The following is a 23,778-nucleotide window of genomic DNA, read 5'->3' as shown; positions in this document are numbered from 1 at the left end:
TTGGCCTCAAACATGTACTTTGTGATCTAGCATGTAAGCTTTACAGTTCACATGGTATTCTATTTCGGTTTCGTTTAAAATGAATAATATGATTAAAACATGAACAATCTGGTCAATATTTGAAACAGCTAATTGCCCAAAGGAGTCATCATATGTCTATCGTCGAGTCTTGTCAGGTTCTTACCGCAGGCTATTCCTTTCATCGTAAACCCTTTTATTCGAACCAGCCTGATGGGATTAAAAATTATTTGTTTCGACTGCAAACAGACGGACGCTGCCAGGCCCGCATTAACGGAAAAATGACACGAATTGAGGCGGGAGACCTGCTGCTGTTTAGTCCAACCGAGCCCTATGAGCTGGATATTCACAATGAGTTGAATTCCATGGGTGAACAGATCGTGGAAAGCGGAGATTACCACATCTTTTTCGGTGGCTCCTGGGTAGATGAGTGGTGGAATCACCACAAACGGCCTAACCGAATCAAGGTTCAGCTCACAGAAGCCCTGCTCGGCCTATTTCGCCAGCTTGTGATGGAACAGCGTCGTATTTCTAATCCTTACCCGGAAATTTCAAGCTATTACATACGCATTTTATGTTTGGAGTTCGACCGTATGCTGTCCGAGCATCCTATTGCTACACATCATAATTACCTAGCTTATCAGATTAAAAATTATATTGAGGAAAATGCATCCTCCAACTTCAAACTGGATGACGTTTCTTCACACATCGGCATCAGCGTATCCCGAGCCGTGCATTTGTTCAAAGAAACCTTCGATACAAGCATTATGCAGTACACGCTGGACATCAGGCTTAACATGGCGAGGGAGCGAATCATTTTCAGTCCTATGTCACTGGAACAAGCTGCAGAATCGTCCGGATTTGCAAACTATACGTATTTTCACCGGGTATTCCGTTCCCGCTTTGGCATGTCGCCCAAGGAATTCAGAGTGATCCACCGCGAGCAATTATAAATAAAAGAGAGAGCGTTCGACTGAACACTCTCTTTGTCAAACTAAATGATAAAGCGGGTACTACTTACATACCACAGCTGGATTGTTACGGAGTAATCGTCAGCATTACTACCGACATCGGCGGCAATACAACATCCAAACGCTGACCCTGCTGCTGGAAGGACGTAAAAGCTGCCTTTTTTACGCGCTCCGGCTGGTCAAACGTATTATGTGCCTGCATTTCATCGCTGGCAAGGACAACTCCACTGATCTCCTTAACCTCTTCCAGTCCTCTCAGCTCCAGATTTAAATTTGCAGACTCGCCCGGATGGACATTGCACAAGCTTATATGAATATAGCCATCCTGTGCCTTGGAAGCGGACACGCTTATTTGTGGGATGGAATCTCCATCGTATTCATAATTGCCTAGCTTGGTATGAGTAGCGAGTGCTTGTGCATCCTGATGCACCTTGAACATTTCAAATACATGATATGTCGGTGTCAACAGCATAGCAGGTCCTTCGGTCAGAACCATCGCCTGCAAAACATTGACCATCTGGGCAATATTCGTCATCTGCACACGGTCATGGTGATTATGGAAAATGTGCAGGTGCAGCCCGGCTACAAGCGCGTCGCGCATCGTATTTTGCTGATAAAGAAAGCCCGGATTCGTACCCAGCTCGGTCAGGAACCAGGTTCCCCATTCATCGACGATCAATCCGACCCGCTTGTCAGGATCATATTTGTCCATAATGGTAGAATGGCGGGTAATCAATTCGTCCATGCGTAATGATTTTTTCATCGTCTCAAACCATTCCGCTTCATCAAATCCGAGTGCTTGCCGTTTCGCTTCCCAAGTACCCGGGACCGTGTAGTTATGTAAGCTCAAACCGTCCATAAGATGCCCGGCTTCTCGCATCAGCACTTCGGTCCAACGATAATCATCCACATTCGCCCCGCCTGCAATCCGGTAAATCCGGTTTTCGCCATAGTTGCGAACATAGGTCTGATAGCGGCGATACAGATCGGCATAATATTCTGGACGCATATTACCGCCACAACCCCAGTTTTCGTTCCCCACTCCAAAATATTTGAGCTTCCATGGTTTGTCACGACCGTTCTCCTGACGCCATGCAGCCATAGGTGATTCCCCGTCAAAGGTCATGTACTCTACCCATTCCGACATTTCCTGTACTGTGCCACTACCCACATTTCCACAAATATAAGGCTCGGCATTTAGCAGCTCACACAACTGAAAAAACTCATGTGTGCCAAAATGATTATTTTCAACCACACCACCCCAGTGCGTATTTACCATTCTCTTGCGATTTTCTTTCGGTCCGACACCGTCTTTCCAATGATATTCATCGGCAAAGCAGCCCCCCGGCCAACGCAGCACAGGAATATTCAGCATTTTAAGCGCTTCGACCACATCATTGCGAATTCCGTTCGTGTTCGGAATCGGAGATTCCTGCCCAACCCATAAACCTTCATAAATACATCTTCCAAGATGCTCGGCAAATTGCCCGTAGATATTCTTGTTAATAACACCTTGTTCCCAATCGGTATTTACAATTATGGAACCCTTCACAACAAGCCCTCCCCTAAAATATTAAAAATTCCTGTCTCGTCCGCATTATGATTGCGTTTTCAAAATAACGAAAATGTAGCTCTTTCTGCCGAACTTTTTTTACTAACCTAACCTTTGTGTTCTAATCAAGTCCAGTAAGCATTTAATTAATAAAAACATTAATAATTAAACAAAATCATTTTACACGTTTAATATATTTTATTGTCTACTATTTGTCAATCTTAAGCAAAAAGGTTCATTCAAACCAAAAAGCCTGCCATTAAGGCAGACTGGGATGGGGGATATCATGAGGACGCTCCTTGCCAGCGTGAACCACTGTAACTGGGACAGTTATGCGTGGCTGCCAAGGCACGTACACGGACAATGCTTCCGCTAATGCCGCATGTATGCCCGGCCATTAAGTCTTCGCATTGTGAGCAGGCCAACAGTCTGGCCTCATACACTTCATCATTCACACATTCCACTTTGGGTCTCATGTTATTTAGAATTCTGGTAATTTGTTCCTCTGATATCGTGATGTCTCTTTCGCAGCCCTTACAGGTGCCTGGTACCGTTACATCTTTCATCGTCAGCTTACCCTCCTGATAACAAGATCCTAATTCAATACAGTTGATTCCATACTTTGTTATTATAGCATTTTCCTTTATTCAGGCTGACCTTATTTTCGTTCCTGCGGAAGCTGGGCAGCCGCCTCAGCTACGACCATCGCCAGGTCCTCGTTTCCGAACATGGATAGCACCCCCAATACCGTATCGAGCGGAATATCACCCGCTTCTTCACGCGATACAGTCAGCTTGCGTACTCGTAGCAGACGCTCGTTGCTATCTTGCTGTGGATACGCTGCACGATATAATTCCTCCGGCTCCAGCCCATGATTGATGCACCATTGCGCAAACACCAGAATCATCATGTCCTCTTCCTGCTTGTAATTTTCGATAATGGCTTCCTCTAGCTGTTTACCACGGTTGTCCTCTACCATTTATTCATTTCTCCTTCAACCTGTTTCTTGATGTCTGGATTCGTACCAGTTCGTCTGCCAGCATATGGCTTTCCAGCACCTTTCCAGCACTTATAGCGCACTCCTCCGGACGATGAATATGCTCCAGAAAATGGTTCACGACTCCGCTGAATCCCCGTCTTTCCAAAATCGTGTCCCAGCTTCCGAAAACTTGCGTTTGTGGCAGCTTGCTTTTTTCCGTGAAAACAGCCTGTTCCATATTGGTTACCTCAGCAGATCGACCTGCCCCATGCAGCTCCAGCCTCTCTATGTCAGCTCCTGCCTGTCTGCTCATACTATAGCTGCCGAAGGCCTCTCCCAAACGTACGGAACCAAATGAAGCGTCCATATACCCTTCATTCGTCGTCGTCAGTTTACTGTGCAGCAGCTCATAATCATTGCCGCCAAGCCACAATAGCAAATCAAGCATATGAATCAAATCATCATAGACCGTTTGTTCAGCAGGTCTCCGATCATACCCCGTTCGGTGTTTAATTGCTGCACATTGACTGAAGCCGCCCGCTGCCTCCAGCCATGCTTTAGCAGCTACATAATGCGGAGCAAAACGTCGGTTAAAACCTACCGCCAACAGCACGGCTTGTGCCTCCGCAAACGCGGTCATCTCCATACTTTGACGAACATCATAGGACAACGGTTTATCTACATACACCGCAATTCCTTTTTCAATACACGCCATAACCAGATCAAAATGAGCTTCCGTCGCAGCATGTATAAATACAGCTTCCGGCTCCCACGCCAGCATCTCCTTTACATCTGTCGTTCCTTTCGGCAACCTGTATTGCTCCATGATAGAATTAACCGGCTCCTGCGAACGGTTCATGACACCTATAATGTCTACACCTTCGTGTGCAGTCAGCAATGGCAAATACACCTTGCGAGCAATACCTCCCAGCCCTGCAATGGCCACTCTTGTTTTCGTCTGCTTGTTCATACTGTTATCACCTCTAATTACTTATTCATCTGTTGTCTAGTTTACATGGAAGTCTGCTGACAAGCAAAGAAAAAGAGACTGCTCCGGTCCAGTTGGACTTAACGGAACAGCCTCTATGTAATAATGTCCTACTTATGCTGTAATGACTTAAAAAGGCTTGCCTAGGCGTGAAGCACTTGTTTTTTTGCTTTCTCCGATTTTATCTTTTTAACACGCAGCCCAATGGCTACAACCAGAACTACAATCAGAGCTTCAAAACCGTATTTAACGACCCCATTTGCAAACCACTGTGCAATTAACGGCTCAGCCACTACCATTTTGGCAGCGGTATAAGCTAATACAGCAGCTCCAATCGTAATGACGACCGGATAACGTTCAGTCAGTTTCAAGATAATCGTACTTCCCCATACCATGATTGGAACGGAGATCGCCAGACCAAGAATAACAAGCAGCATATTTCCATGAGCCGCTCCCGCGACAGCAAGTACATTGTCGAGTCCCATCATTGTATCCGCAATTATAATGGTGCGAATCGCTGCCCACATTTGATTGGTTGCTGAAATTTCGTGCTTCTTTTCTTCCACCAGCAGCTTGTAGGCGATATAGATGAGTGCAAGTCCCCCGATTAATCGCAAGCCATAAATTTGCAGTAAAAACGTGACCAATACCGTAGCAATCACACGAATGATGACTGCGCCGATCGTCCCCCAAATAATAACCTTCTTTTGGTTGGCCTTGTCAACATTGCGAGCTGCCAGGCCAATTACGATCGCATTATCTCCAGCTAGCACCAGATCAATGATAATGATGGACAATAATGCGGTAAAAAACTCAATTGACAAAAAATCCATACGTTCCTCCCACCTTCTTTATTTATTTGTTATACTGTTCATAGTTCAGCGCTTTATATTAAAAAAGCGCCGCTTCACGGAAACCCGGAAATGGCGCTTGACCCAAATTTAGCATCAAAAAAAGACCATTTACCCGGATTCCGAAAATCCTGGCAAAGGTCTCGCTTACAACATAACGTTGCCAATAAAGCCGGGGATTTATAATCCCGTAATGACGACTTTACTCGTTGAGCTACTCCCCTTTGGGAACTATTCTATTACTGGCAGTATAACACACATAATTGGGAATGTGAACCCTAATTTTTCCGTATGAGCGATCAGCCAAACAGAGATAATGAAAGAGGTATGTAAATGAAAAAATGGCTATTCGCCGCTGCTTATGTTTCGCTGCTCTGCATCGCGTTTATCTACAGATATGATTGGCTTGCTTGGGCAAATAAGCAAACCTCCTTCCCGGTTCTGCTGCTAATTGCATTTTTATTCGCGTTAATTCCGTTCGTGCCTTACAAGCTGATTATCGCTTCCATTGCTTATGCGGCAGGCGCCTGGCAAGGCGCTTTGATCTGCTGGCTTGGCACTACCTTGGCTGCACTGGTCGTTTACGGTGCAGTGCGCACCCTGTTCCGCGACAAAGGACGAGCATATCTGGAGCGGTTTCCCGCGTTAGAACGCTTGAACCAGGTCATGGAACGGGAGCCTTTTACCGCTGTGCTGCTGGCCCGCCTGATTCCGGTCATCCCACAGGCGGCTGTAAATGTATACGCCGGAGTAGCGGGATTTCCGTTTTGGAGCTTTCTGCTAGGGACCGCTATTGGCAAACTGCCCGCAATTGCCGTATACGCTTATGCAGGCGGCACCATTGCAGAACATCCGATCACCGGCTTGCTTATTTTGCTGTTGTATACTGCGCTGCTGGGCGGCTGCTTTGTACTGTATCGAAAAAGACTTCAACGTGCCAATAGAACATAACGTTGTGGGTTTTTCCCCCGAATCTGTTGGGTTGTAAAACTATAATGTTGAGGAAGAGATAGTTGCGGAACCGATCAGCTTGTGATGGTTCGTTGGATTTTGCGAAAATGAAAATGTCATATATAATTAAATTGTAAGCTATTTAAATATAAACTAATTAACAAACTCAGATTGGAGTGACAAATATGAGCACCAACAATCCAAACACAGTGGAAAAGGCAACTTTTGCAGGCGGCTGCTTCTGGTGCATGGTTTCCCCTTTCGAGGAATTGCCCGGTATTTTAAAGGTTAGATCCGGCTATACAGGAGGACATACAGAAAACCCCACCTATGAAGAGGTGTGCTCTGAAACCACGGGACATGTGGAAGCGGTACAGATTACATTTGATCCACAAGTTTTCCCGTATGAAAAACTGTTGGAGCTTTTCTGGCAACAGATTGACCCGACAGATGAAGGAGGACAATTCCACGATAGAGGCTCGTCCTACCAAACGGCTATTTTCTATCATAATGAAGAGCAGCGAATTCAAGCAGAAGCCTCTAAAGAAGCCCTAGCTCAAAGTGGACGCTTCGACAAGCCTATTGCTACACCCATCCTGCCTGCGGCAACTTTTTATGAAGCGGAAGAATACCATCAGGACTACCATAAGAAGAATCCCGCTCATTACAAACGCTACCGCAAAGGCTCAGGCCGCGAAGATTTTATCGAGCAGAATTGGTCGGGCAAGATTGATAAATCTGATCTTAGTGATCGGCTGACCCCTATCCAATACGAAGTAACACAAAAAAACGCGACCGAGCGCCCTTTTCAAAATGAGTTTTGGGATCATGAGGGTGAAGGTATTTACGTGGATATCGTATCCGGAGAGCCTTTGTTCAGCTCGCTGGACAAATATGATGCGGGCTGCGGTTGGCCCAGCTTTACCCGCCCCCTGCGCAGCTACAGCATCAAAGAAAAGACCGATCTCAGCCATTTGATGATCCGTACCGAGGTCCGTAGTCGTGAAGCAGACTCTCATTTGGGGCATGTATTTGACGATGGTCCAGGTCCAGAGGGGCTCCGCTATTGCATCAATTCCGCCGCACTCCGCTTTGTTCCTCTAGAGGACCTGGAGCGTGAGGGGTATGGAGCCTATAAGTCATTATTTGAAAAGTAAGTAAACCACAAAAGCATCTCAGGCTGGCTCAAGGCATCTCTAACGGATGACCTCAGGTCAGCCCTTTTTGATATACAACACATCATTACGCCTTAGCCCATAACCCATCCAAGCCAAATGGCCAGCGGTACCAGTAGCAACTGTGCAAGCAAGGTACCTGCCAAACGCGAAATGATCATCCAACCGTACATACTGTTCATCCGATTTAAAGGCAGTTCTCCACGCAACGTTTTTTCCGACAAAACGGCCAATCGAGGATCAATTAACAGGGTCAATAGTACCGTTGCCACGCCATTGATTAGACCTGACGACATGGACATTGCCGTACTTTGAGCAGGCCACAGGAACGATGCGTACAAGGCGGATACCACCCCGGTCGTATAAATTGCGGTAACCGTCATATTCAGAACAATGAGACGCTTAGGTATTACTCCACTCAACAGTGAGGTGAGCATGGACCAGGTAGGACGCTTTATATAGTAGCCCGCATACTTCCAGCGATTTCGCAGCATGAAATGACGCACCATAGCCGGAATAGACCCGGTACGCTCCAAATGTACAATCCATCTGGCTGACATACGTACAACCGTCGGATACAGCAATATTGCGAGCATAGTTCCAAAGGTTGCTGCCAATAACACCCCATGCATATGCAGTTCCAGTCTGACATCCGCTCCGCCCATTCGTGCCGCAGCTTTGGCCTGATCAACCATTCCTCCCAGCAAAGGCCCCTGCGCCATATTGGAGGTACGTGAAATCAACAGCAGCATCCCCGCTACAGTTAATGCCAGTCCGATACGACGCGCCCGTAAGCCTCCAAGCCGCAGGGCATAAGACAAGCTATCTGTAGTATGTATGATGATGGTAAGAAGAAAAACAAAACCCCAGGCAAGCAAAAGTCCCACTCCTTTTCTGTTATTCTGCACTGCATTCTGCACATCATTATACGCTTTTTCTCAAAGTACATTTTACAATATTCTCATTTCTTTCTTTTTTGTTTATTGAAGCCAGCAGTGGATAAACAATACATAACACATCATCTGCTAATAAGGAGTGCACAACTATGCCCTAGATACAGCGAAAGGGTGTTACGTAAGAAGACTTCTCTCCTAACGTAACACCCTTTCCTTATTGACGAAGGCTGTGGACGACCGGCACGGTTTTGGCAACTACCTTTTTGGCTGGAACAGCCGCAGGCAGCACCTTTTTCACAGGTCGGTGCAGGTGGAACGTTGTCGTCCATGTAATTATTTTTCCGGCAAGCCACACAGCCAGTATTGTAAACATTGTTTCCTTCACAGGTAGATACAATAGTGATAATCCTAATACGATAATGTCACTGACAATAAACACATTGCCGATTTTCCATCCGCGCCACTCACTGATCATCAGGGACAAAATATCATCCCCCCCTGTTGCTCCACCGAATCGCAGTACAATTCCGGCTCCCAACCCAGTAAGTACTCCACAAAGCAAAGCCGCTATTAGCAAGTTGCCGTGCAGATCTATAACCAGCGTCGAATATTTTTCGAATCCTGCATAAAACAGGGAAAAGCCGACTGCTCCGATCAATGCCAGCAGCATGAATCTTCTGCCCTTCAACACCCATGCCAGAATGATAACGGGAATATCCAGCAATAGCATACTCCACGCCGGAGATATGCCAAAGGCGTAATGTCCCAGCAGGGCCAAGCCCGCAAATCCGCCTTCTGACAAATGATTTTGAGCATTAATGTGATAGTACGTAAAAGCTAAAATGCATGTTCCGAGCAACATGACAACAATCTGCCTTAGTGCTCCATTGTTCACGATAGATTCGTAAGTTTTCCTCATACAGGCTCCCTCGGTTTCTCGTAAGTTTAATGTGGATGAGCCCACTCTTACGGAACCTACCGGGTAAAATGTGCCTTGAGGACTTGGTCCTTCGCATGTACAATCCCCTCTTCCGCAGAGTTGGCTTTTGCAACTTGACGTTACTCCGCGGAAAAGCTAAGTATAAGACAGATCAAATCGTTTCCAAATCGTCCTTTGGGGAAGTATCCTTCGGGGACACATGGTATCCTGATCCTTTCTTTTGTGGAATAAAACTCCGACATTTCTGTGGTACATGTAATTCTATAAATTATTATACCACACCATACCACTTGCTAGACAGCTTGCTTTTTATGGCTGCACCATATTTTTTTATGGTATGTGCGAGCATGCTTTATTGTATGTGCGAATTACAGCATTATACCGAAGGTTTGGCGAATGTACATAAAATATACTCCCGTGTTTTTTACCCGTTTACAGCGATATTATCCAGCTAATTTGACCGTTCTACGCTGATTGGCCATAAATACACCTCCCAGGATAAGAACCAGCCCTGTCAGAACATTCCAGCCAATATGCTCATTCAGCAGCAAAAACCCCCATACAATAGCGCTTACTGGTACAAAATAAGTCACCGAAGAAGCAAATTCTGCACTTCCTCGCAATATCATATAGTTGAACAAAATATACGCTACTCCTGATCCCAGAACCCCTAGTCCTACGAGGGAACCAAACACACCGGGAACAAAAACAATCGACAAATCAGGTCTCTCTACAATTGTCATCATGATGCCACCCCCAACTGCCGCACCAAACAGTGTCGCAAAGGTAGCCTGATACATGGACAGATTGGAGAGAAAGCGTTTGGACAGCTGCGTTCCAAATCCGTAGCAGAGAGTCGCAAGCAGCATACATCCAAAACCTACAGGATCAACAGAAATGATGGATGCAGGATTAATGCCCAGTAAAATAATGATCCCTACAAAAGCGAGACACATTCCCAGCCACTGTAGGCGATGAAATATAGCTCCGAAAAAGACAAGCCCCACCAGCATGGTCCAAATGGGCGTTGTAGCATTCAATACTGAGGCCATGCTGCTAGCTATTCTGGTCTCGCTAAAACCGATCAAAGTCCATGGTAAAACCATGTTGACCAAAGCTATCAGAATAACGGACTTCCACCGAATGCTTTTGATTTTAAATGGTATGCGCATAAACAGCATCAACAAGACAATAAAAACAAATCCGAAGCTGGAACGGAGAAATACGATGGTCCACGGTCCTACTTGATGCATCAACAACACTTTAATAAACAGAAACGAACCACCCCAAATAAGACTCAGTAGCAATAACGCTACATACAACGAACGTGACAATATGTATACCTTCTTTCTCTACCTTCTTATGATAAATAATAGCAACTAAGTTTTTAAGCATTAGCTTAACATAAATCCAGTTTCACTGTCACCGGCGATCTAGGCAAAATTTCTTTGCATTGCCACCCGATTAGTGCTTCAAACCAGGTATAAAACGATAAGATTTGCTTTCCTGCTGCTTTTCCAATAATTGATGATTGCTTACATTACGGAAAAATTTCTATGATGAGGTATAAATGGAACATATGTTCTGTACACTTATTATATATTGTATTCTTACTCCGAGTAAAGGAGATTTTTATGACAAACAAAAAGCTGCATGACAACAAGAGTAAAGCCCCTCAACCTTCTGAAAAAGATGCGGCGTTGATCAAGCTCTGTGTACTTTTAACCCTTGTACTGGATGTTTTGGAGCGGGATATTCGTATTCTGAGTACCTCTCCTTTAAAAATGCCCGATCTGTACGTTCGTAGCCTGACCGAAGTACAACAGCGCGTTGCAGTTCAATTAGCAGAGACGAAGGCCCAAATGAAAAGACAAGGGATTAAAATATATAGTGAAATCCGAAATCATGAAGGTGTGGAGGTTTTGTATATGTGCCGCGGTTATCAAAAGCGGCTTTTCATGCTTTCCTCCTTTGCCCGCAGTGAGGTCAGACGGAAACTGGGATATTATCTGGGAATTGATCTGACCCAAGATGATGTTCCCTTGTAATCTCGTCTACAGCCCAATAGATGCGAGACATGGATAATTCACCAGATCATGGATAAATCCAATCCATTTGACGCACATTATACCTATCTCATCCAAAAAGGAGGTGCTCTCTTGACAAGACATGACGCAGCTTTCTTTGAATTAAACAGCAATGTTTCCTTTATAGAGCAAGCACTTTTTCATACGGATGATTTACAAAAACAAGCGATTTCCGTTGACGGTAAAGATAGTATGCTTCTCTATATTGATTCGCTCGTGGATCAGGAGATGATTCAGACGCATATCCTGAGTGCTTTATACGAGAAGACCGGCACAAGCTCACATCAAATGTTCACTACTCTAAGCAGCCAAAAGGATACCAACCTCCATAATGCCGCTGATTCGCTTATTCAAGGATATTGCATTTTTATGATAGATGGCACGGAAGAGTTTTATATCCTTTCTTCCGAAAAAACATACACTCGTAGTACGGGTGAACCGGAAAACGAGGGGATTATTCGCGGACCCCATAACGGATTTATTGAGCAGCTATCCATCAATCTCAATCTAATTCGCAAACAAATTGTCAACCCGTCGCTGGTTGTACGTTATTTTTATGTCGGATCTAAAACACGAACTAAAATTGCTATTCTCTATATTCAAGACCTGGCTAATCCGGAGCTGGTGGAAAAAGTGAAGACGCGAATTAAAGCGATCTCCTCGGATATGGTACTCCCTCCCGGTTTTATTCAAGAGTTTACGGAGGATAACCCTTTTTCCCTGTTTCCTCAGCATCTCAGTACGGAACGGCCGGACCGGGTAACTGCTAATCTAATGGAGGGACGGATAGCGATTTTGGCTGAAGGGAGCCCTACCGCTTTAATTGCTCCCGTTTCTTTTTTTGCATTTTACCAAAGCCCTGATGATTATCATGGCCGTTGGATTATCAGTTCATTTCTAAGAATGATTCGAATGGTTAGCTTTCTGATCGCTTTTACGCTGCCTGCCGTTTACATTGCAACGATAGCTTTTCATTCAGCTATTTTGCCCTTAGAGCTGGCGCACACCATCAAAAAATCACTAAAGAACATCCCTTTTCCGGCTATTGTCGAGGCCATGCTGCTAGAATTGATCTTTGAGGTGCTGCGGGAAGCCGGGGTCCGTCTACCTAGTCGGGTCGGTCAAACCATCGGTATCGTGGGCGGCTTGGTTATCGGAGATGCTATCGTTCGGGCAGGTCTCGTATCATATACGATGATTATCGTCGTCTCGTTAACGGCTATTTCCTCTTTTTTGGTACCTTCTCATGAAATGGGCTCAGCTGTCCGCATTCTCCGTTTTCCGATGATGATTGCTGCGGCTCTGTTTGGATATATCGGCATTGCCTTTGGTTTGCTGATTCTCACCATCCATCTTTGCAAGCTGGAAACGTTTGGCTCGCCCTACTTTGCTCCTTTTGCACCTTTCCGGCTAGGCGATATGAAGGATGTTTTTATCCGATTCCCTATTTGGGCACTTTACCAACGACCACATGATTCCCAGGCCCAAAAACTGAAGCAACAGGACGACTCTAGGAGCTGGAAGCGACGTGAATAAACAAAACACCATTACACGGGGTCAACTGTTTTTTTTGATCGTCAAGTTTGAGATTGGCGTAGACATATTATCACTTCCCTACCAAATGCACCTTTCATCCAAAGGAGGAGGCTTGATATCTGTCCTTATTGGCGGCTTTTTGACCCAGCTTATCATTTTGCTATGCTGGCTCTTGCTAAAGCGATTCCCCTCTTCATCTATATATCAGATATTAATCCGACTTACCGGCTCCTGGATCGGCAAAATGCTGGCTGCCACTTACATTGTTTTCTATCTGCTTATGGGAACCTCGGTTCTTGCGAGTGCTTATGACGTTATTAACCGCTGGATGCTGCAATTTACTCCCCGTTGGGCTATATTGGCCCTGTTTTTGTTCAGCAGCATTTATTTGGTGCGGGAAAATTTGAAGACCATTACACGGGTGCTTGTTTTAATTTCATTTTTGATCTTGCCAATGATGCTATTGATCAGCTATGGCATAAAGCAGTCCAATCCGCTTTATTTGCTGCCACTAACTGAGGCGGGATGGTCCCGTATTATTGTCGGTTCAAAAGAAACATTGATGGCGATGTTTGGTTTTGAGTTTATTCTCATCGTCTTCCCTATGGTGGAAGGTAAAAGTATAGGCAAGCTCAAGACAATTCTGGCAGCTAACGTGACTGTGGTCTTGTTGTATTGTTTTACGGTATTCACCTGTGCAACTGTATTCAGTCCCCAACAGCTTGATTTAATGCCGGAGCCGGTCATTTATTTGCTCAGGTCTATTCCGCTAGGAACGATGGATCGGGTTGACTTTATTTTTCTGCCGATTTGGCTCATTTCAATCTTTGGCGCTATAAGCGGTTATTATTATGCGGCATCTTACGGCGTAAGCTACCTATTGAAACAAAAAAGCCACAAAAAAGCGGTTCCCTTTGTTGTCCTTGCCTCTTGCATCATCGCCTATTGGCCTCAACAAAGAGAAGATTTCGAGCTCATTAATTCCATAGCGAATAATTCCGCTTATATTTTCCTCATTGTACTCCCTTTTTTACTGCTGATCCTGTCCTATATTTCTAAAAAGAAGGAGGAACCCCAAACATGAAAAAAAAGAGCAGAGCGCTTGGTATGCTGGCTCTACTCATTTTTACAACAGGCTGCTGGGATCAGGACAGCTTGAGGGATGCCAGATTGGCAAATGCATCAGCCTACGATCTCACCCCTGAAGGTATACTGAAGCAAACGCTGGAAATTGTAGATGACTCTCAAGGCAGTCAAGGTAAAAGCATCAATGAAATTCATTCAGGTACCGGAAATTCCGTCCGGCAGACTACAGACAAAATTCGGGCCAAAGTAACCGGGGATATCCGCTTTTTCAAATACGGAGTTATTTTATATAGTGCAAGCCTGGCCCGAAGAGATTTATACCCCTATCTGGATGTGCTGTACCGGGAGCCGGACCATCCAACCTCCCATGTCAAGGTAGCTGTTGTAGATGGACCAGCTGGAGAAATTCTGGAACAACAAAGCATCGGCAGCCTTTTGATTGGTGAATTTATAACCAAAAAAATCAGGAGCCTCGAGGAGATGTGTGTTTTCCCTGAAATGACGCTGGAGACATTGCTCCCCCCTATGCTTGATCCGGGTCAAGATTTTGCGCTTCCCTATCTTTCCAAAGAAGGAGAAGATATTATAGCGCGTGGAGTTGCTTTATTTCACGGGCAACGCTTCACCGGAAACCTGAACACTGAGCAAGGGACATTATACGTGATAATGACTGGAAAGTGGAAAAACACGGCTCGTTTTGTAAAAAGAATACATTCCGGACCTGCTAACGATATACGGAACTTTATTACGTACCAGACCAAAAATCAGAGCGTCAAACGCCACCTTGCAGTGAAGGTTCAGCGAGATGGTCAGATTAATGTGGAGCTTAGCTTAAAGCTGCCGGTCAATATTATTGAGTATGCACGAGACCATCTTCAAGATAAAGCTAATGTAAAGCGTCTGAACAATCAGCTTTCCGAGATCATGACCCAGGATGCAGAAAAAATTATTCGTACACTTCAGCAAAGCGGATGTGATGCCTTTGGCATAGGCAGACAGTTGATTGCCCGCCATCCAGCCGTATGGAAAAGTGTGGATTGGAATAAAGAGTACCCTAATGTCCGTATTCACCCGCAGGTCACTGTCGACATTGTCGGGAACGGCATTCTAAACTAGACTGTCCATGTCGCTCAGTTTTTGGGTTGATCAGACGTTGTTCCTGGACTAATAACCTCGCCAGATGTAGTGCCCGGAGACTCCGCCTGGTTTTCTGGTTCAGAAGGAGTCCCCTGCCCATTTTCAATAGCAGGCTGTGAAGTATCTGCTGACGGCAAGTCATTGTTCTCATCAGGCATATCCAGCTCTGTGTCCGTATCAGGACCAGAAGGAATCGTTACCTCTGATGAGGTGTCCTCCTGTGATGGGATGTCCTCTTGGTCTGTTGCAGGTACTTCTTTCTCTGGAATCTCTGTTTCCTTTATATCTGGTTTGGTCGATACCGATGGTTTGGAAGAACGGGGAAGCTGTTCCCTCCCGACTTCGGTCGGCACATATTTTTGATTAAACCAGTCGGTCACGAGTTGACCGGATTGGCGGGAATAACGCCCCGGAAGTTTACCTGTAAGACTAGAGACCGTAACTTTCACAACACCTTCTGGCTGTATAAAATGCTTATTCTTGAAAAGCTGGGGCTGAGCCTTGATCGCCTCATTCATGATTAGCGCCCATACCGACTGTGCTCTGGTATGCCCTGCTTGTGATAGTGTATTCACCTGTTGACGATAACCAGCCCAGACGCCAAGCGTAACGTCAGGAGTGTAGCCCATGAACCACACATCGCCAAAGTTTTGTGTCGTACCGGTTTTACCAGCAATATCAATGGTGCCATAGCTTCTAAAAGCCTTTTGCAGTCGTTTCCCGGTTCCCCTCGGGTCAGATATAACGGTTCTGAGCATATCTGTCATCAAAAATGCGGTTTGCTGCGAATATACCCGCTTCGACTGTGGTTTATATTCATATACAATCTTGCCATTGGCATCCGTAATTTTGCTGATCATATGAGGTGCATTGTATACCCCCATATTTGGAATCGTTCCATATGCCGCAGTCAGCTCCTCAACGGATACGCCTTTACTTAGTCCACCCAGTACGCCTGTCTGGGCATATTCATCCTGCGGCTGTATTGTCGTAATACCAAGAGAACGGACAAAATTCCAAGCGTTATGAATTTTAACTTCATATAAGAACAGCCTCAGGGCAGGAATGTTGATTGACCGATTGAGCGCTTCACGGGCTGTCATAAGCCCTTCGTATCTTCTGTTATAATTTTTAGGAATATGATAGCCTTTACGTCCGTCTTTCAATATAATTTGCGAATCATCAATAAGACCAGCAGGCTGAGTATAGCCCTTTTCCAAAGCAGGCAAATAGGCGGCAATCGGCTTCATGGCAGAACCGGGCTGACGTGTCATTTGAGTTGCATAGTTCATCTGCTCTGTATTAAAATCCCTGCCCTCGATCATCCCCAGTATAGCTCCCGTTTTATGATCAATCATGATTGCTGCAATCTGCTCTAATCCCTTCTGCTTGCTGTATGGAGAAAAGTTTTGCGGATTGGCTGCAATCTGCCGCATATCATTATAAATTTTCTTATTTATCGTTGTATAAATTCGATAGCCAGACCGCTGCAACTCTTCTCGTGTGTTTTGAAGAAGCTCAGCATGCTCGGGCTTGGAAATCTCGGCGGCCGTAAGATCCGGATTTTGCTGGAGCGCTAACAGCTGAGCGGCCTCACGCTCTGTCTCCAACATCAAATAAGGGAATGTGTTATAGCTTTTTTCACGATGTGGCGCAAGCGTGGCCTTGACATCAAATTGGAGCGCTTCATAATATTCCATTCGTGTGAGTTTTCCTGTTGCCTGCATCCTTGCCAGCACGACACGTTGGCGCTCCATTGCTTTGTTGAAACCTTCTTTATCAAAATTCCCTTTACCATCAAAAGCAGAATAAACCGATGGCAATTGTGGCAGACCTGCCAAATAAGCCGCTTGAGCAACATGAAGCTTATGTAAATCACTTACATTAAAAATTCCTAATGAAGCGGACTTGATTCCATACAAATTATAACCAGCTGAACCGTTGCCAAAAGGCATTTTGTTTAAGTAGGCTGTTAATATTTTATCCTTGCTCATAAAACGCTCCATACGCAGTGCAAGCAGCATTTCCTTCACCTTGCGGCTGTCCGTCTTATCCAGACTGAGGAATACCCGCCGGGCTACCTGTTGCGTCAGTGTACTGCCGCCTGTTTGACGGTTCTCGTGTAGAAGCTTCTGTTTGACAGCCCGAGCCGTTCCTTTTAAATCAACGCCACGATGCTCATAAAACTGACTGTCTTCCGTTGAAATAAGAGCATCTATAATAGACTGAGGAACATCCTTCAGGTCAACGAGCTGTCGATCCTCCTCCATACGCATTCGTCCAACCGGAGTTACCTGATCATTAAAATATACAAAGCTGGTCAGAGCATTTTCATCTACCTTCTCATATATCAACTGACGTGATCGTACAGGCTCATCATGAACCAGCGCTGCCACATAACCAGATATAAGCCCTCCAGCAAATAGTACTCCCAACAAGCCTGCAAGCGAGAACCACTTGATATTAATCAGCAAAACTTTACCGAAAATACGCCACCTGCTGCGTTTTTGAGATGATGGTCGACGTTTTGGGTCCATAAAAATGATTTTCTCCCCTCGATGTTCATTCATTTTCCACCTATTTACGTTCAACATAATATGATACGCCATGTTAGGTTTCACGTAAACCATAACGTTCCAAAAAGCACATTCACAATAAGAACACTTGTTCTATATATAATACTATTTAACAAGTTTACGTTCAAGATTTTTTTGGAAAAATACCGGAGACATATCTGAAAAGGAGGTCCACAGCAAGAACGCCTAGGAGAAACAGTAAAAAATGCCCCGGCCTTATCATTCTACGCCCACATATATAGCATTATATCGACATTTCATTAAAAAATTACAAAGGAATTTCAAGAAAACCGATAAAAAAAGCTTTCCATAACCACCCTTTGGGGTGATTATAAAAAGCTAATCTGCTTTGTAGCGCCTATAGCGCTCGCTTAAAATTTTCCAGGAAACTGTTTGACAATGCCTTCTGTCAGGATGTCCGCAAAATGAATCATATGGATCTCGTTTTTGTCGGTTGCTGCAATATCCGCTTTCCAATCTCCTTTGATACAGTTAAGGACTATTTCCGTAATCAACTGAAGGTGCGTATACAGCATATCTTGTAGCGTTTTAAACTGCCAGTTCGGATTCGCTCCACTTAAAAATTTGGCGATATCGTCGGCGTTTGTATGCCAATCCGCCTCTAACTTTTTTACATCCGCCTGATTGCCCGCTTTGGCAGCCGCTACAATTTTCCCTGCGATCAGAATATGCTCTCTCAGAAGATCAGCCAGCTTATTACCGGCGGCTTCCCCATAATAAGGCTTGATCACATTGCCTATGTCCTGCTGGTTCCGTAAAAGCCGGTCCAATACGTCCTTCTGGTCTTGACGATTAGATACGGCGCTGACAATATAGCTTCGCGTCCATATCGTATGGTCGATCCATACCTTCCGCATATCGCCTTTCAATTGCACCATTTTGGGACTTAGGCAAACAGAATCCTTCTCCTCGCCTACCTTCGCTTGCGCGGATACTACAACTACCGGAGTCATGCTAAAAACGAGCGCCAAGGTTAACGGCACCGCCAGCAACCATTTATTTTTCACATTCATCTGCTCCTCTGTACGTTTGGAATAAAACAGGCTGTCTTATTATGGTTGAAATATCCGATTCTATACAGAGGATTATTTAGCGACCGTAGGCCCCTCTCCAAAACCAGTTCCAATGAGTTTGGCTTTTCCATCGCAGAAAACTCCTTCTCTCATTCGATGCTCCGTCCTATATTCGCTAGAAGCTGAATTGTATTCCTCATCTCATCTTCAGTAGTGTCTGGATGAATTGCACAGATTCTAAGAACCGTTTTTCCATGGAGTTGCGTCGTAAGCACAGAGGCATATCCGTTCTTCACCATTTCTTGCGAGATCCTTTTATTGAGTGAATCTAATTCTTGGTCGGATAATCCAGTTGGCGCATACCGAAAATTAACAATCGCTAACTGCGCCGGGGATACAATTTCCCAATGATTATGCTTTTTAATTTCATCTTCAGCCCATTCTGCGAGTTGAACTCCATGCTCTATGGCTTCACCGACAGCATTAGTCCCCAAAGCTTGCAAGGTCATCCATAGTTTCAAACTTCGAGCAGGCCGCGTTAATTCAGGACCCATATCCCAATAATTAATCTGTTCTTCATCAGTCTCGGCATCTTTCAAATATTCCGGATGTGTGCTGAAGCAGTTTCTGAGGTGCTGCTTTTCTTTGACTAAAATTACGCTGCAGCAATACGTCTGCATCAACCATTTATGTGCATCCCAGCTAATGCTATCTGAACGCGATATTCCGCTTAAAAGGGGCTTATATTTCGAAGAAACCAAAATCGATGCCCCGTATGCTCCATCCACGTGCAGCCAAATATTATGTTTCTCACATAGATCAGCAATTTCGTTTAACGGGTCAATGCTTCCCGTGTTGGTTGTGCCTGCTGTGGCAATGATCGCAAACGGTTTTTTACCAACCGCCCGATCATCTATTACTGCTTTTTCTAAGGCTGAGATATCCATACGAAAATTTTCATCACTCGGAATCTTTCTGATTTGGTCAGCACGGAACCCAAGGATGCGCAACCCTTTGGAAACCGATGAATGAGTTTGCTCAGAAACGTAGGCAATTCCATTGTCATATTCATGCTCGGATAACCTTGCACTGCGTGCAGCCGCTAAAGCCGTCAAATTCGACATTGATCCGCCCGACATAAATAAGCCTCCAGCAGTATCAGGATAACCCGCTTGGTCACACATCCATCGGATCACTTCCTGCTCTATAAAGCTTGCGCTCGAACTTTGCACCCAGCTTCCGGCGTGGGGGTTATAAGCACTGGTCATAATATCTCCAAACCATGAGAGAAGAGACATCGGACTAGGAATAAATGCGAAACAGCGAGGATGTTGCATGAACGCTTGGTGGGGATAGACGCTTTTCATCATTCCATCGACGACCTCTCTTACCGGCCTTCCCTTTTTTGGGAATCCCATTCCCCTTAATTGAGCTATCGTTTCCCCATCTGCAATGTTGAATACTTTTTGGGACCGGATATTATTAAATGATGCTATATAAGAATGTATAAACTGCTGGATGACTTCACCTAATTGCTGATTTTGTTCTCGATTCATCATAAGCATCTCCTTTGCTTGACTTCAATCGAGTTGTAATATAACATCTTGTTGTCTTTTTGTTAAATTCATAGATTTCATCATTACGTTTATTTTTTTTAATAGGTGGTTAATATGGAGATCAGAAATGTTACAACATTTATGAAAGTTGCAGAGTTACGGAATTTTTCGCATGCCGCAATTCAATTAGGTTATTCGCAATCGACGGTTACTGTCCAGATTAAACAGCTTGAGGAGGAATTGGGAACTCAACTATTCGAAAGGTTCGGAAAACATGTACAACTAACAGAGCACGGTAAACAATTTATCGGATATGCTACAGATATTTTGAAAACAGTACAAGCGGCAAAGACGATGGTTAGTTTAGATAAAAACCCAACAGGCACATTACAGATTGGAGTAATTGAATCGCTGTCCAGCAGCGTTTTACCGCCTATCTTAATGGAGTTTCAGAAGTTGTGTCCTCTAGTTGAAACCAAGATCAAAACCGGTCTCAATACGGATATGTATGATATGGTACAGCGCAATGAAATTGACATGATCTACTTTTTAGACCAAAAAATCTACCGTCCTGAATGGGTAAAGATTATCGAACGACCGGAACCTATTGTCTTTGTTGCCTCCAGTGGACATCCATTGACACAAGAAAAGAATGTACAGGTGGAAACTATTCTTAAAGAACCATTAGTACTAACAGAAAAGGGATATAGCTATCGTTATGATTTAGAGCAAATCCTGGCAGCCCAAGGATATGAACTTCATCCCGTTTTGGAAATTGGAAATACGGATATTATTCTCAAGTTTCTTCTGAACAATGCAGGAATATCATTTCTCCCTTTTTTCGTAGTACGCGAGTTTGTGGAATCGGGGAAATTATCAATCATCAATACCGATTGCGTCAGCATTCAAATGTGGAGCCAACTTGCGTATCATAAAAACAAATGGATCACTCCACAGATGCAACAATTCATGGATACCATGAAAAAGCATGCATCCACGTAAAGACTTGTGACAGGAGCTAACTCCTTAAAACAAAAAAGCTGCTGGTGAAGTGATCCCGAAAAGTTAGACAGTATATAATTAAGCTACCTTATGCTCTTGATAAATGGCTTGAATACGGGATTTCAAGTCAGTATCTTTATCTGGCTCTCCGAATGTGTTCACCCATTAATAATATGTACTACGTGGTATCTGAGCCAGTTGCAGCAGTTTATTTACTGGAAAATTATATAATCGTCGTGGCCATAGAAGGGCTTTCGAGAGCAAAACAAAAGTAGCCCGTTGGCATAAACTAGGGGCATGGGGAAAGTGGCAACCAAACAAGAAACGTCATGTTATTGAAAAAGAGTAAACCACGGCAAACTCTGTAATCAATAAGGCAAAACAGAAGCTGCAGCATCAAGTGTTTTGACATGTAACTGTCGTGCTCCGATGGCCCGAGGAGAGAAGAAGCAAGGAGTTGAATTTGGGGGATGCAGTAACTTCCCAATATACCGAAATACGAGAGCTATATAGATTTCCACCGATTTTTGGTGATATCGTCTTAAAGTAACATAGATGAAGCAAAAGGGTAAAAATGAGAGACAAGATAAAAATTAAAGGACGTCTAGTGCCTCTCCCTTAATAATTGCTTTACTTATAATGCCCCCCGATTTTCAAGGATCTTTCCAAAGCCTGACCGGCCTGCGTTAAGGAGGAGGCTCTTACGATTGCCGCACTGCCATAACGATCCTTGATGCTGTCCGTGGCCTTCTCTAAAGAACGTGCTCGCTCCTGATCTTCAAAAAAGGAAAGCTGATACGTCTCCGCGTTCGTCAAACCACTCAGGCTCACGCCCAGACGTCTCACTGGCATATGGTTCCAAAATTTATAGAAAATTTCCTTTACAGCTTTGTAAATTTTATTCGTATTGTTGGTTGGATCGGACAGCTTCATCTGGCGCGAAAATCCGGTCGGCGCTTCGTACGGACTGCACATGCAGCCGACGGTCACGACAGATCCCATATATCCTTTGCGCCGGCTGTCCCGGCATACTTCCTCGGTGAGCTCCAGCAGGATGGTCTCGATCTCGTGAGGCTCCATGTAATCTTTAGGTAAGGTCATCATATGGCCGATTGACTTCTGAGGGGTGCTGAACGTATATGGAGCGACGGGGCTGTCATCCAGGCCGTTAGCGGTTCTCCACATCACTTCAGCCTGAATGTCCGATTGCTTGCCGAAATGGGCGCGGAATTTGCGCTTCAGCTCTGGCAGCGGCGTTCTAGCGATATCGCCAATGGTGGTCATGCCGAGCCGAGCGAAATGGGCCGTCATGCGCGAGCCTACGCCGAACATTTTATTCGCTGGCTGCGACCATAGTAACTGCTCGACATCTGTCTTAGGAAGTGTAAAAATGCCATTCTTGTTCTTTTTGGCCCATATATCGGTTGCAATTTTGGCCAGAATTTTGTTTGAGCTAATCCCAATCCTAACCCAGACTCCGGTCTGCAAAAGAACCTTTTCTTGAATTTCCTTTGCAATATCTAAAGGGTCACCAAACATTTTTAAACTTTTAGAAATATCTAAAAACTGTTCATCTATACTAAAAACTTCCACTAGATCGGTGTATTCCTTGTATATATCTGTAATTGCCAAGGAGACATCGATATAATATTTCATACGGGGACGGACAATCACAAGCTCAGGACACTTCTTGAGAGCTTCACCGAGCCGTTCTGCTGTAGACACCCCGAAACTTTTTGCTATAGGACATGCGGCCAAAATAATCCCGGACCTGCGTGCAGGATCACCCGCTACCGCAAGTGGTTTATTTTCATACTCCGAGTGGGAAGCTTTTTCTACGCTGGCATAAAAGGACTGGCAATCCGCCAAAAGAATGGTCCGCTCAATTGTTTTAGTCATGACTGCACCTCCAAAAAACCGATTACATACGAACATACATTCTTAGTTATTATAGAACCAAACGCTAGTTCTGTATTCAGGTAATTTATAGGGGGTGTAGCAAGATAAAAATCACCATTTTCGATTTTAGCCCTTGAATTATACAGTCAACTCTATAAGATTTCCTTCCGGGTCTTCTATAACGCTCTCATAATACCCGTCTCCAGTGATACGAGGGCCGCTAATATGAGGGTAACCATTATTTTTTAATTTAGCTGTCATTTGATTAACGGACTCCTTGCTTCCCAAGGAAATGGCAATATGAGCCCAACCCATTCGATCCCCTTGATTCTGCTTATCAATACTTGCCTTACGCATAATCTCTAATCGTGTGCCCGAGTCAAAAGTCAGGAAATAGGATTCAAATTTCTTTTCACTATTATGATATTTCGCATTTGATTTACAATTAAAATAAGTTTCATAAAAATTCTTCATGCCTTCCAAATCATGCACCCAGATAGCTACATGCTCAATTTTCAATTTTTTCACTCCTTGCTTCGCTTTC

21 protein-coding genes are annotated in these 23,778 nt (G+C 44.5%); 8 read left to right on the top strand and 13 right to left on the bottom strand.

Annotated elements, in window-relative coordinates:
* Nucleotides 1-152 precede the first annotated feature (152 nt).
* The gene (locus tag KQI_RS0104870) at nt 153-971 is read left to right on the top strand and encodes an AraC family transcriptional regulator (protein ID WP_010345603.1); all 819 of its coding nucleotides are present in this window, start codon (nt 153-155) and stop codon (nt 969-971) included.
* Between the two features lie 85 nt (nt 972-1,056).
* On the opposite strand, the gene KQI_RS0104865 is transcribed toward KQI_RS0104870, so the two are convergent.
* The 5 genes from KQI_RS0104865 to KQI_RS0104845 all read right to left on the bottom strand — a co-directional run bounded on the left by KQI_RS0104865 (nt 1,057) and on the right by KQI_RS0104845 (nt 5,341).
* Complete coding sequence (locus KQI_RS0104865) at nt 1,057-2,541, bottom strand: alpha-N-arabinofuranosidase (protein WP_010345601.1); 1,485 nt, start codon at nt 2,539-2,541, stop codon at nt 1,057-1,059.
* Between the two features lie 284 nt (nt 2,542-2,825).
* Nucleotides 2,826-3,107, bottom strand: a complete 282-nt coding sequence (locus KQI_RS0104860; RefSeq protein WP_010345600.1) for a DUF6171 family protein — start codon at nt 3,105-3,107, stop codon at nt 2,826-2,828.
* A gap of 92 nt (nt 3,108-3,199) precedes the next feature.
* Nucleotides 3,200-3,520: a hypothetical protein gene (locus KQI_RS0104855; RefSeq protein WP_007430968.1), complete on the bottom strand. Its 321-nt coding sequence runs from the start codon at nt 3,518-3,520 to the stop codon at nt 3,200-3,202.
* 4 nt (nt 3,521-3,524) lie between these two features.
* Nucleotides 3,525-4,490 (bottom strand): Gfo/Idh/MocA family protein, encoded by a 966-nt coding sequence (locus KQI_RS0104850; protein WP_010345599.1) that lies wholly within the window; start codon nt 4,488-4,490, stop codon nt 3,525-3,527.
* A gap of 161 nt (nt 4,491-4,651) precedes the next feature.
* Nucleotides 4,652-5,341, bottom strand: a complete 690-nt coding sequence (locus KQI_RS0104845) for a TerC family protein (RefSeq protein ID WP_010345598.1) — start codon at nt 5,339-5,341, stop codon at nt 4,652-4,654.
* A 351-nt stretch (nt 5,342-5,692) separates the two neighbouring features.
* Between KQI_RS0104845 and KQI_RS0104840 the strand changes: the two genes are divergently transcribed.
* Both KQI_RS0104840 and msrA read left to right on the top strand, forming a co-directional pair.
* Nucleotides 5,693-6,310, top strand: a complete 618-nt coding sequence (locus tag KQI_RS0104840; RefSeq protein WP_010345597.1) for a TVP38/TMEM64 family protein — start codon at nt 5,693-5,695, stop codon at nt 6,308-6,310.
* A 185-nt stretch (nt 6,311-6,495) separates the two neighbouring features.
* Nucleotides 6,496-7,467 (top strand): peptide-methionine (S)-S-oxide reductase MsrA, encoded by a 972-nt coding sequence (gene msrA, locus KQI_RS0104835; RefSeq protein ID WP_010345596.1) that lies wholly within the window; start codon nt 6,496-6,498, stop codon nt 7,465-7,467.
* A 92-nt stretch (nt 7,468-7,559) separates the two neighbouring features.
* On the opposite strand, the gene KQI_RS0104830 is transcribed toward msrA, so the two are convergent.
* The 3 genes from KQI_RS0104830 to KQI_RS0104820 all read right to left on the bottom strand — a co-directional run bounded on the left by KQI_RS0104830 (nt 7,560) and on the right by KQI_RS0104820 (nt 10,655).
* Nucleotides 7,560-8,363 carry a lipid II flippase Amj family protein gene (locus KQI_RS0104830; protein WP_010345595.1) on the bottom strand — a complete coding sequence of 268 codons (804 nt, stop codon included), beginning with the start codon at nt 8,361-8,363 and terminating at the stop codon, nt 7,560-7,562.
* Nucleotides 8,364-8,595: 232 nt separating this feature from the next.
* Nucleotides 8,596-9,300 carry a YitT family protein gene (locus tag KQI_RS0104825; protein WP_029390030.1) on the bottom strand — a complete coding sequence of 235 codons (705 nt, stop codon included), beginning with the start codon at nt 9,298-9,300 and terminating at the stop codon, nt 8,596-8,598.
* Between the two features lie 464 nt (nt 9,301-9,764).
* The gene (locus KQI_RS0104820; RefSeq protein WP_010345593.1) at nt 9,765-10,655 is read right to left on the bottom strand and encodes a DMT family transporter; all 891 of its coding nucleotides are present in this window, start codon (nt 10,653-10,655) and stop codon (nt 9,765-9,767) included.
* A gap of 300 nt (nt 10,656-10,955) precedes the next feature.
* Here KQI_RS0104820 and KQI_RS0104815 point away from each other — a divergent pair, with 300 nt between their 5' ends.
* The 4 genes from KQI_RS0104815 to KQI_RS0104800 all read left to right on the top strand — a co-directional run bounded on the left by KQI_RS0104815 (nt 10,956) and on the right by KQI_RS0104800 (nt 15,146).
* Nucleotides 10,956-11,369, top strand: coding sequence for a YhjD family protein (locus KQI_RS0104815; protein WP_010345592.1), 414 nt, complete (start codon nt 10,956-10,958; stop codon nt 11,367-11,369).
* A 111-nt stretch (nt 11,370-11,480) separates the two neighbouring features.
* Nucleotides 11,481-12,944: a spore germination protein gene (locus KQI_RS0104810; protein WP_010345591.1), complete on the top strand. Its 1,464-nt coding sequence runs from the start codon at nt 11,481-11,483 to the stop codon at nt 12,942-12,944.
* Nucleotides 12,937-14,028, top strand: coding sequence for a GerAB/ArcD/ProY family transporter (locus KQI_RS0104805; RefSeq protein ID WP_010345590.1), 1,092 nt, complete (start codon nt 12,937-12,939; stop codon nt 14,026-14,028). Before KQI_RS0104810 ends, KQI_RS0104805 begins: the two co-directional genes overlap by 8 nt.
* Nucleotides 14,025-15,146, top strand: a complete 1,122-nt coding sequence (locus tag KQI_RS0104800) for a Ger(x)C family spore germination protein (RefSeq protein WP_010345589.1) — start codon at nt 14,025-14,027, stop codon at nt 15,144-15,146. The genes KQI_RS0104805 and KQI_RS0104800 overlap by 4 nt, the downstream gene beginning before the upstream one ends.
* A 14-nt stretch (nt 15,147-15,160) precedes the next feature.
* On the opposite strand, the gene KQI_RS0104795 is transcribed toward KQI_RS0104800, so the two are convergent.
* The 3 genes from KQI_RS0104795 to KQI_RS0104785 form a co-directional block, all read right to left on the bottom strand.
* Nucleotides 15,161-17,704 carry a transglycosylase domain-containing protein gene (locus KQI_RS0104795; protein WP_029390029.1) on the bottom strand — a complete coding sequence of 848 codons (2,544 nt, stop codon included), beginning with the start codon at nt 17,702-17,704 and terminating at the stop codon, nt 15,161-15,163.
* A 410-nt stretch (nt 17,705-18,114) separates the two neighbouring features.
* On the bottom strand, nt 18,115-18,771 hold the full coding sequence (locus tag KQI_RS0104790; protein WP_010345587.1) for a hypothetical protein: 657 nt from the start codon (nt 18,769-18,771) through the stop codon (nt 18,115-18,117).
* Between the two features lie 155 nt (nt 18,772-18,926).
* The gene (locus KQI_RS0104785; RefSeq protein WP_029390028.1) at nt 18,927-20,336 is read right to left on the bottom strand and encodes a pyridoxal phosphate-dependent decarboxylase family protein; all 1,410 of its coding nucleotides are present in this window, start codon (nt 20,334-20,336) and stop codon (nt 18,927-18,929) included.
* A gap of 111 nt (nt 20,337-20,447) precedes the next feature.
* On the opposite strand from KQI_RS0104785, the gene KQI_RS0104780 reads away from it, so the two are divergent.
* On the top strand, nt 20,448-21,335 hold the full coding sequence (locus KQI_RS0104780) for a LysR family transcriptional regulator (protein WP_010345585.1): 888 nt from the start codon (nt 20,448-20,450) through the stop codon (nt 21,333-21,335).
* Nucleotides 21,336-21,965: 630 nt separating this feature from the next.
* Here the strand turns inward: KQI_RS0104780 and KQI_RS0104775 are convergent.
* Entirely contained in the window at nt 21,966-23,234 is a 1,269-nt protein-coding gene (locus KQI_RS0104775; protein WP_010345583.1) for a DNA polymerase IV, read from the bottom strand.
* Nucleotides 23,235-23,372: 138 nt separating this feature from the next.
* Nucleotides 23,373-23,753, bottom strand: a complete 381-nt coding sequence (locus tag KQI_RS0104770) for a VOC family protein (RefSeq protein ID WP_010345582.1) — start codon at nt 23,751-23,753, stop codon at nt 23,373-23,375.
* Nucleotides 23,754-23,778 lie beyond the last annotated feature (25 nt).

It is taken from the genome of Paenibacillus peoriae KCTC 3763 (genome assembly GCF_000236805.1).
GTDB classification, from domain to species: domain Bacteria; phylum Bacillota; class Bacilli; order Paenibacillales; family Paenibacillaceae; genus Paenibacillus; species Paenibacillus peoriae.
This window is presented reverse-complemented; position numbering and strand designations above follow the sequence as displayed.

Coding starts and splice junctions, on each gene's coding strand:
- KQI_RS0104870 (WP_010345603.1), top strand. CDS start 153: ATGTCTATCGTCGAGTCTTGTCAGGTTCTTACCGCAGGCTATTCCTTT.
- KQI_RS0104860 (WP_010345600.1), bottom strand. CDS start 3,107: ATGAAAGATGTAACGGTACCAGGCACCTGTAAGGGCTGCGAAAGAGAC.
- KQI_RS0104855 (WP_007430968.1), bottom strand. CDS start 3,520: ATGGTAGAGGACAACCGTGGTAAACAGCTAGAGGAAGCCATTATCGAA.
- KQI_RS0104850 (WP_010345599.1), bottom strand. CDS start 4,490: ATGAACAAGCAGACGAAAACAAGAGTGGCCATTGCAGGGCTGGGAGGT.
- KQI_RS0104845 (WP_010345598.1), bottom strand. CDS start 5,341: ATGGATTTTTTGTCAATTGAGTTTTTTACCGCATTATTGTCCATCATT.
- KQI_RS0104840 (WP_010345597.1), top strand. CDS start 5,693: ATGAAAAAATGGCTATTCGCCGCTGCTTATGTTTCGCTGCTCTGCATC.
- msrA (WP_010345596.1), top strand. CDS start 6,496: ATGAGCACCAACAATCCAAACACAGTGGAAAAGGCAACTTTTGCAGGC.
- KQI_RS0104825 (WP_029390030.1), bottom strand. CDS start 9,300: ATGAGGAAAACTTACGAATCTATCGTGAACAATGGAGCACTAAGGCAG.
- KQI_RS0104815 (WP_010345592.1), top strand. CDS start 10,956: ATGACAAACAAAAAGCTGCATGACAACAAGAGTAAAGCCCCTCAACCT.
- KQI_RS0104800 (WP_010345589.1), top strand. CDS start 14,025: ATGAAAAAAAAGAGCAGAGCGCTTGGTATGCTGGCTCTACTCATTTTT.
- KQI_RS0104795 (WP_029390029.1), bottom strand. CDS start 17,704: ATGGACCCAAAACGTCGACCATCATCTCAAAAACGCAGCAGGTGGCGT.
- KQI_RS0104785 (WP_029390028.1), bottom strand. CDS start 20,336: ATGATGAATCGAGAACAAAATCAGCAATTAGGTGAAGTCATCCAGCAG.
- KQI_RS0104780 (WP_010345585.1), top strand. CDS start 20,448: ATGGAGATCAGAAATGTTACAACATTTATGAAAGTTGCAGAGTTACGG.
- KQI_RS0104775 (WP_010345583.1), bottom strand. CDS start 23,234: ATGACTAAAACAATTGAGCGGACCATTCTTTTGGCGGATTGCCAGTCC.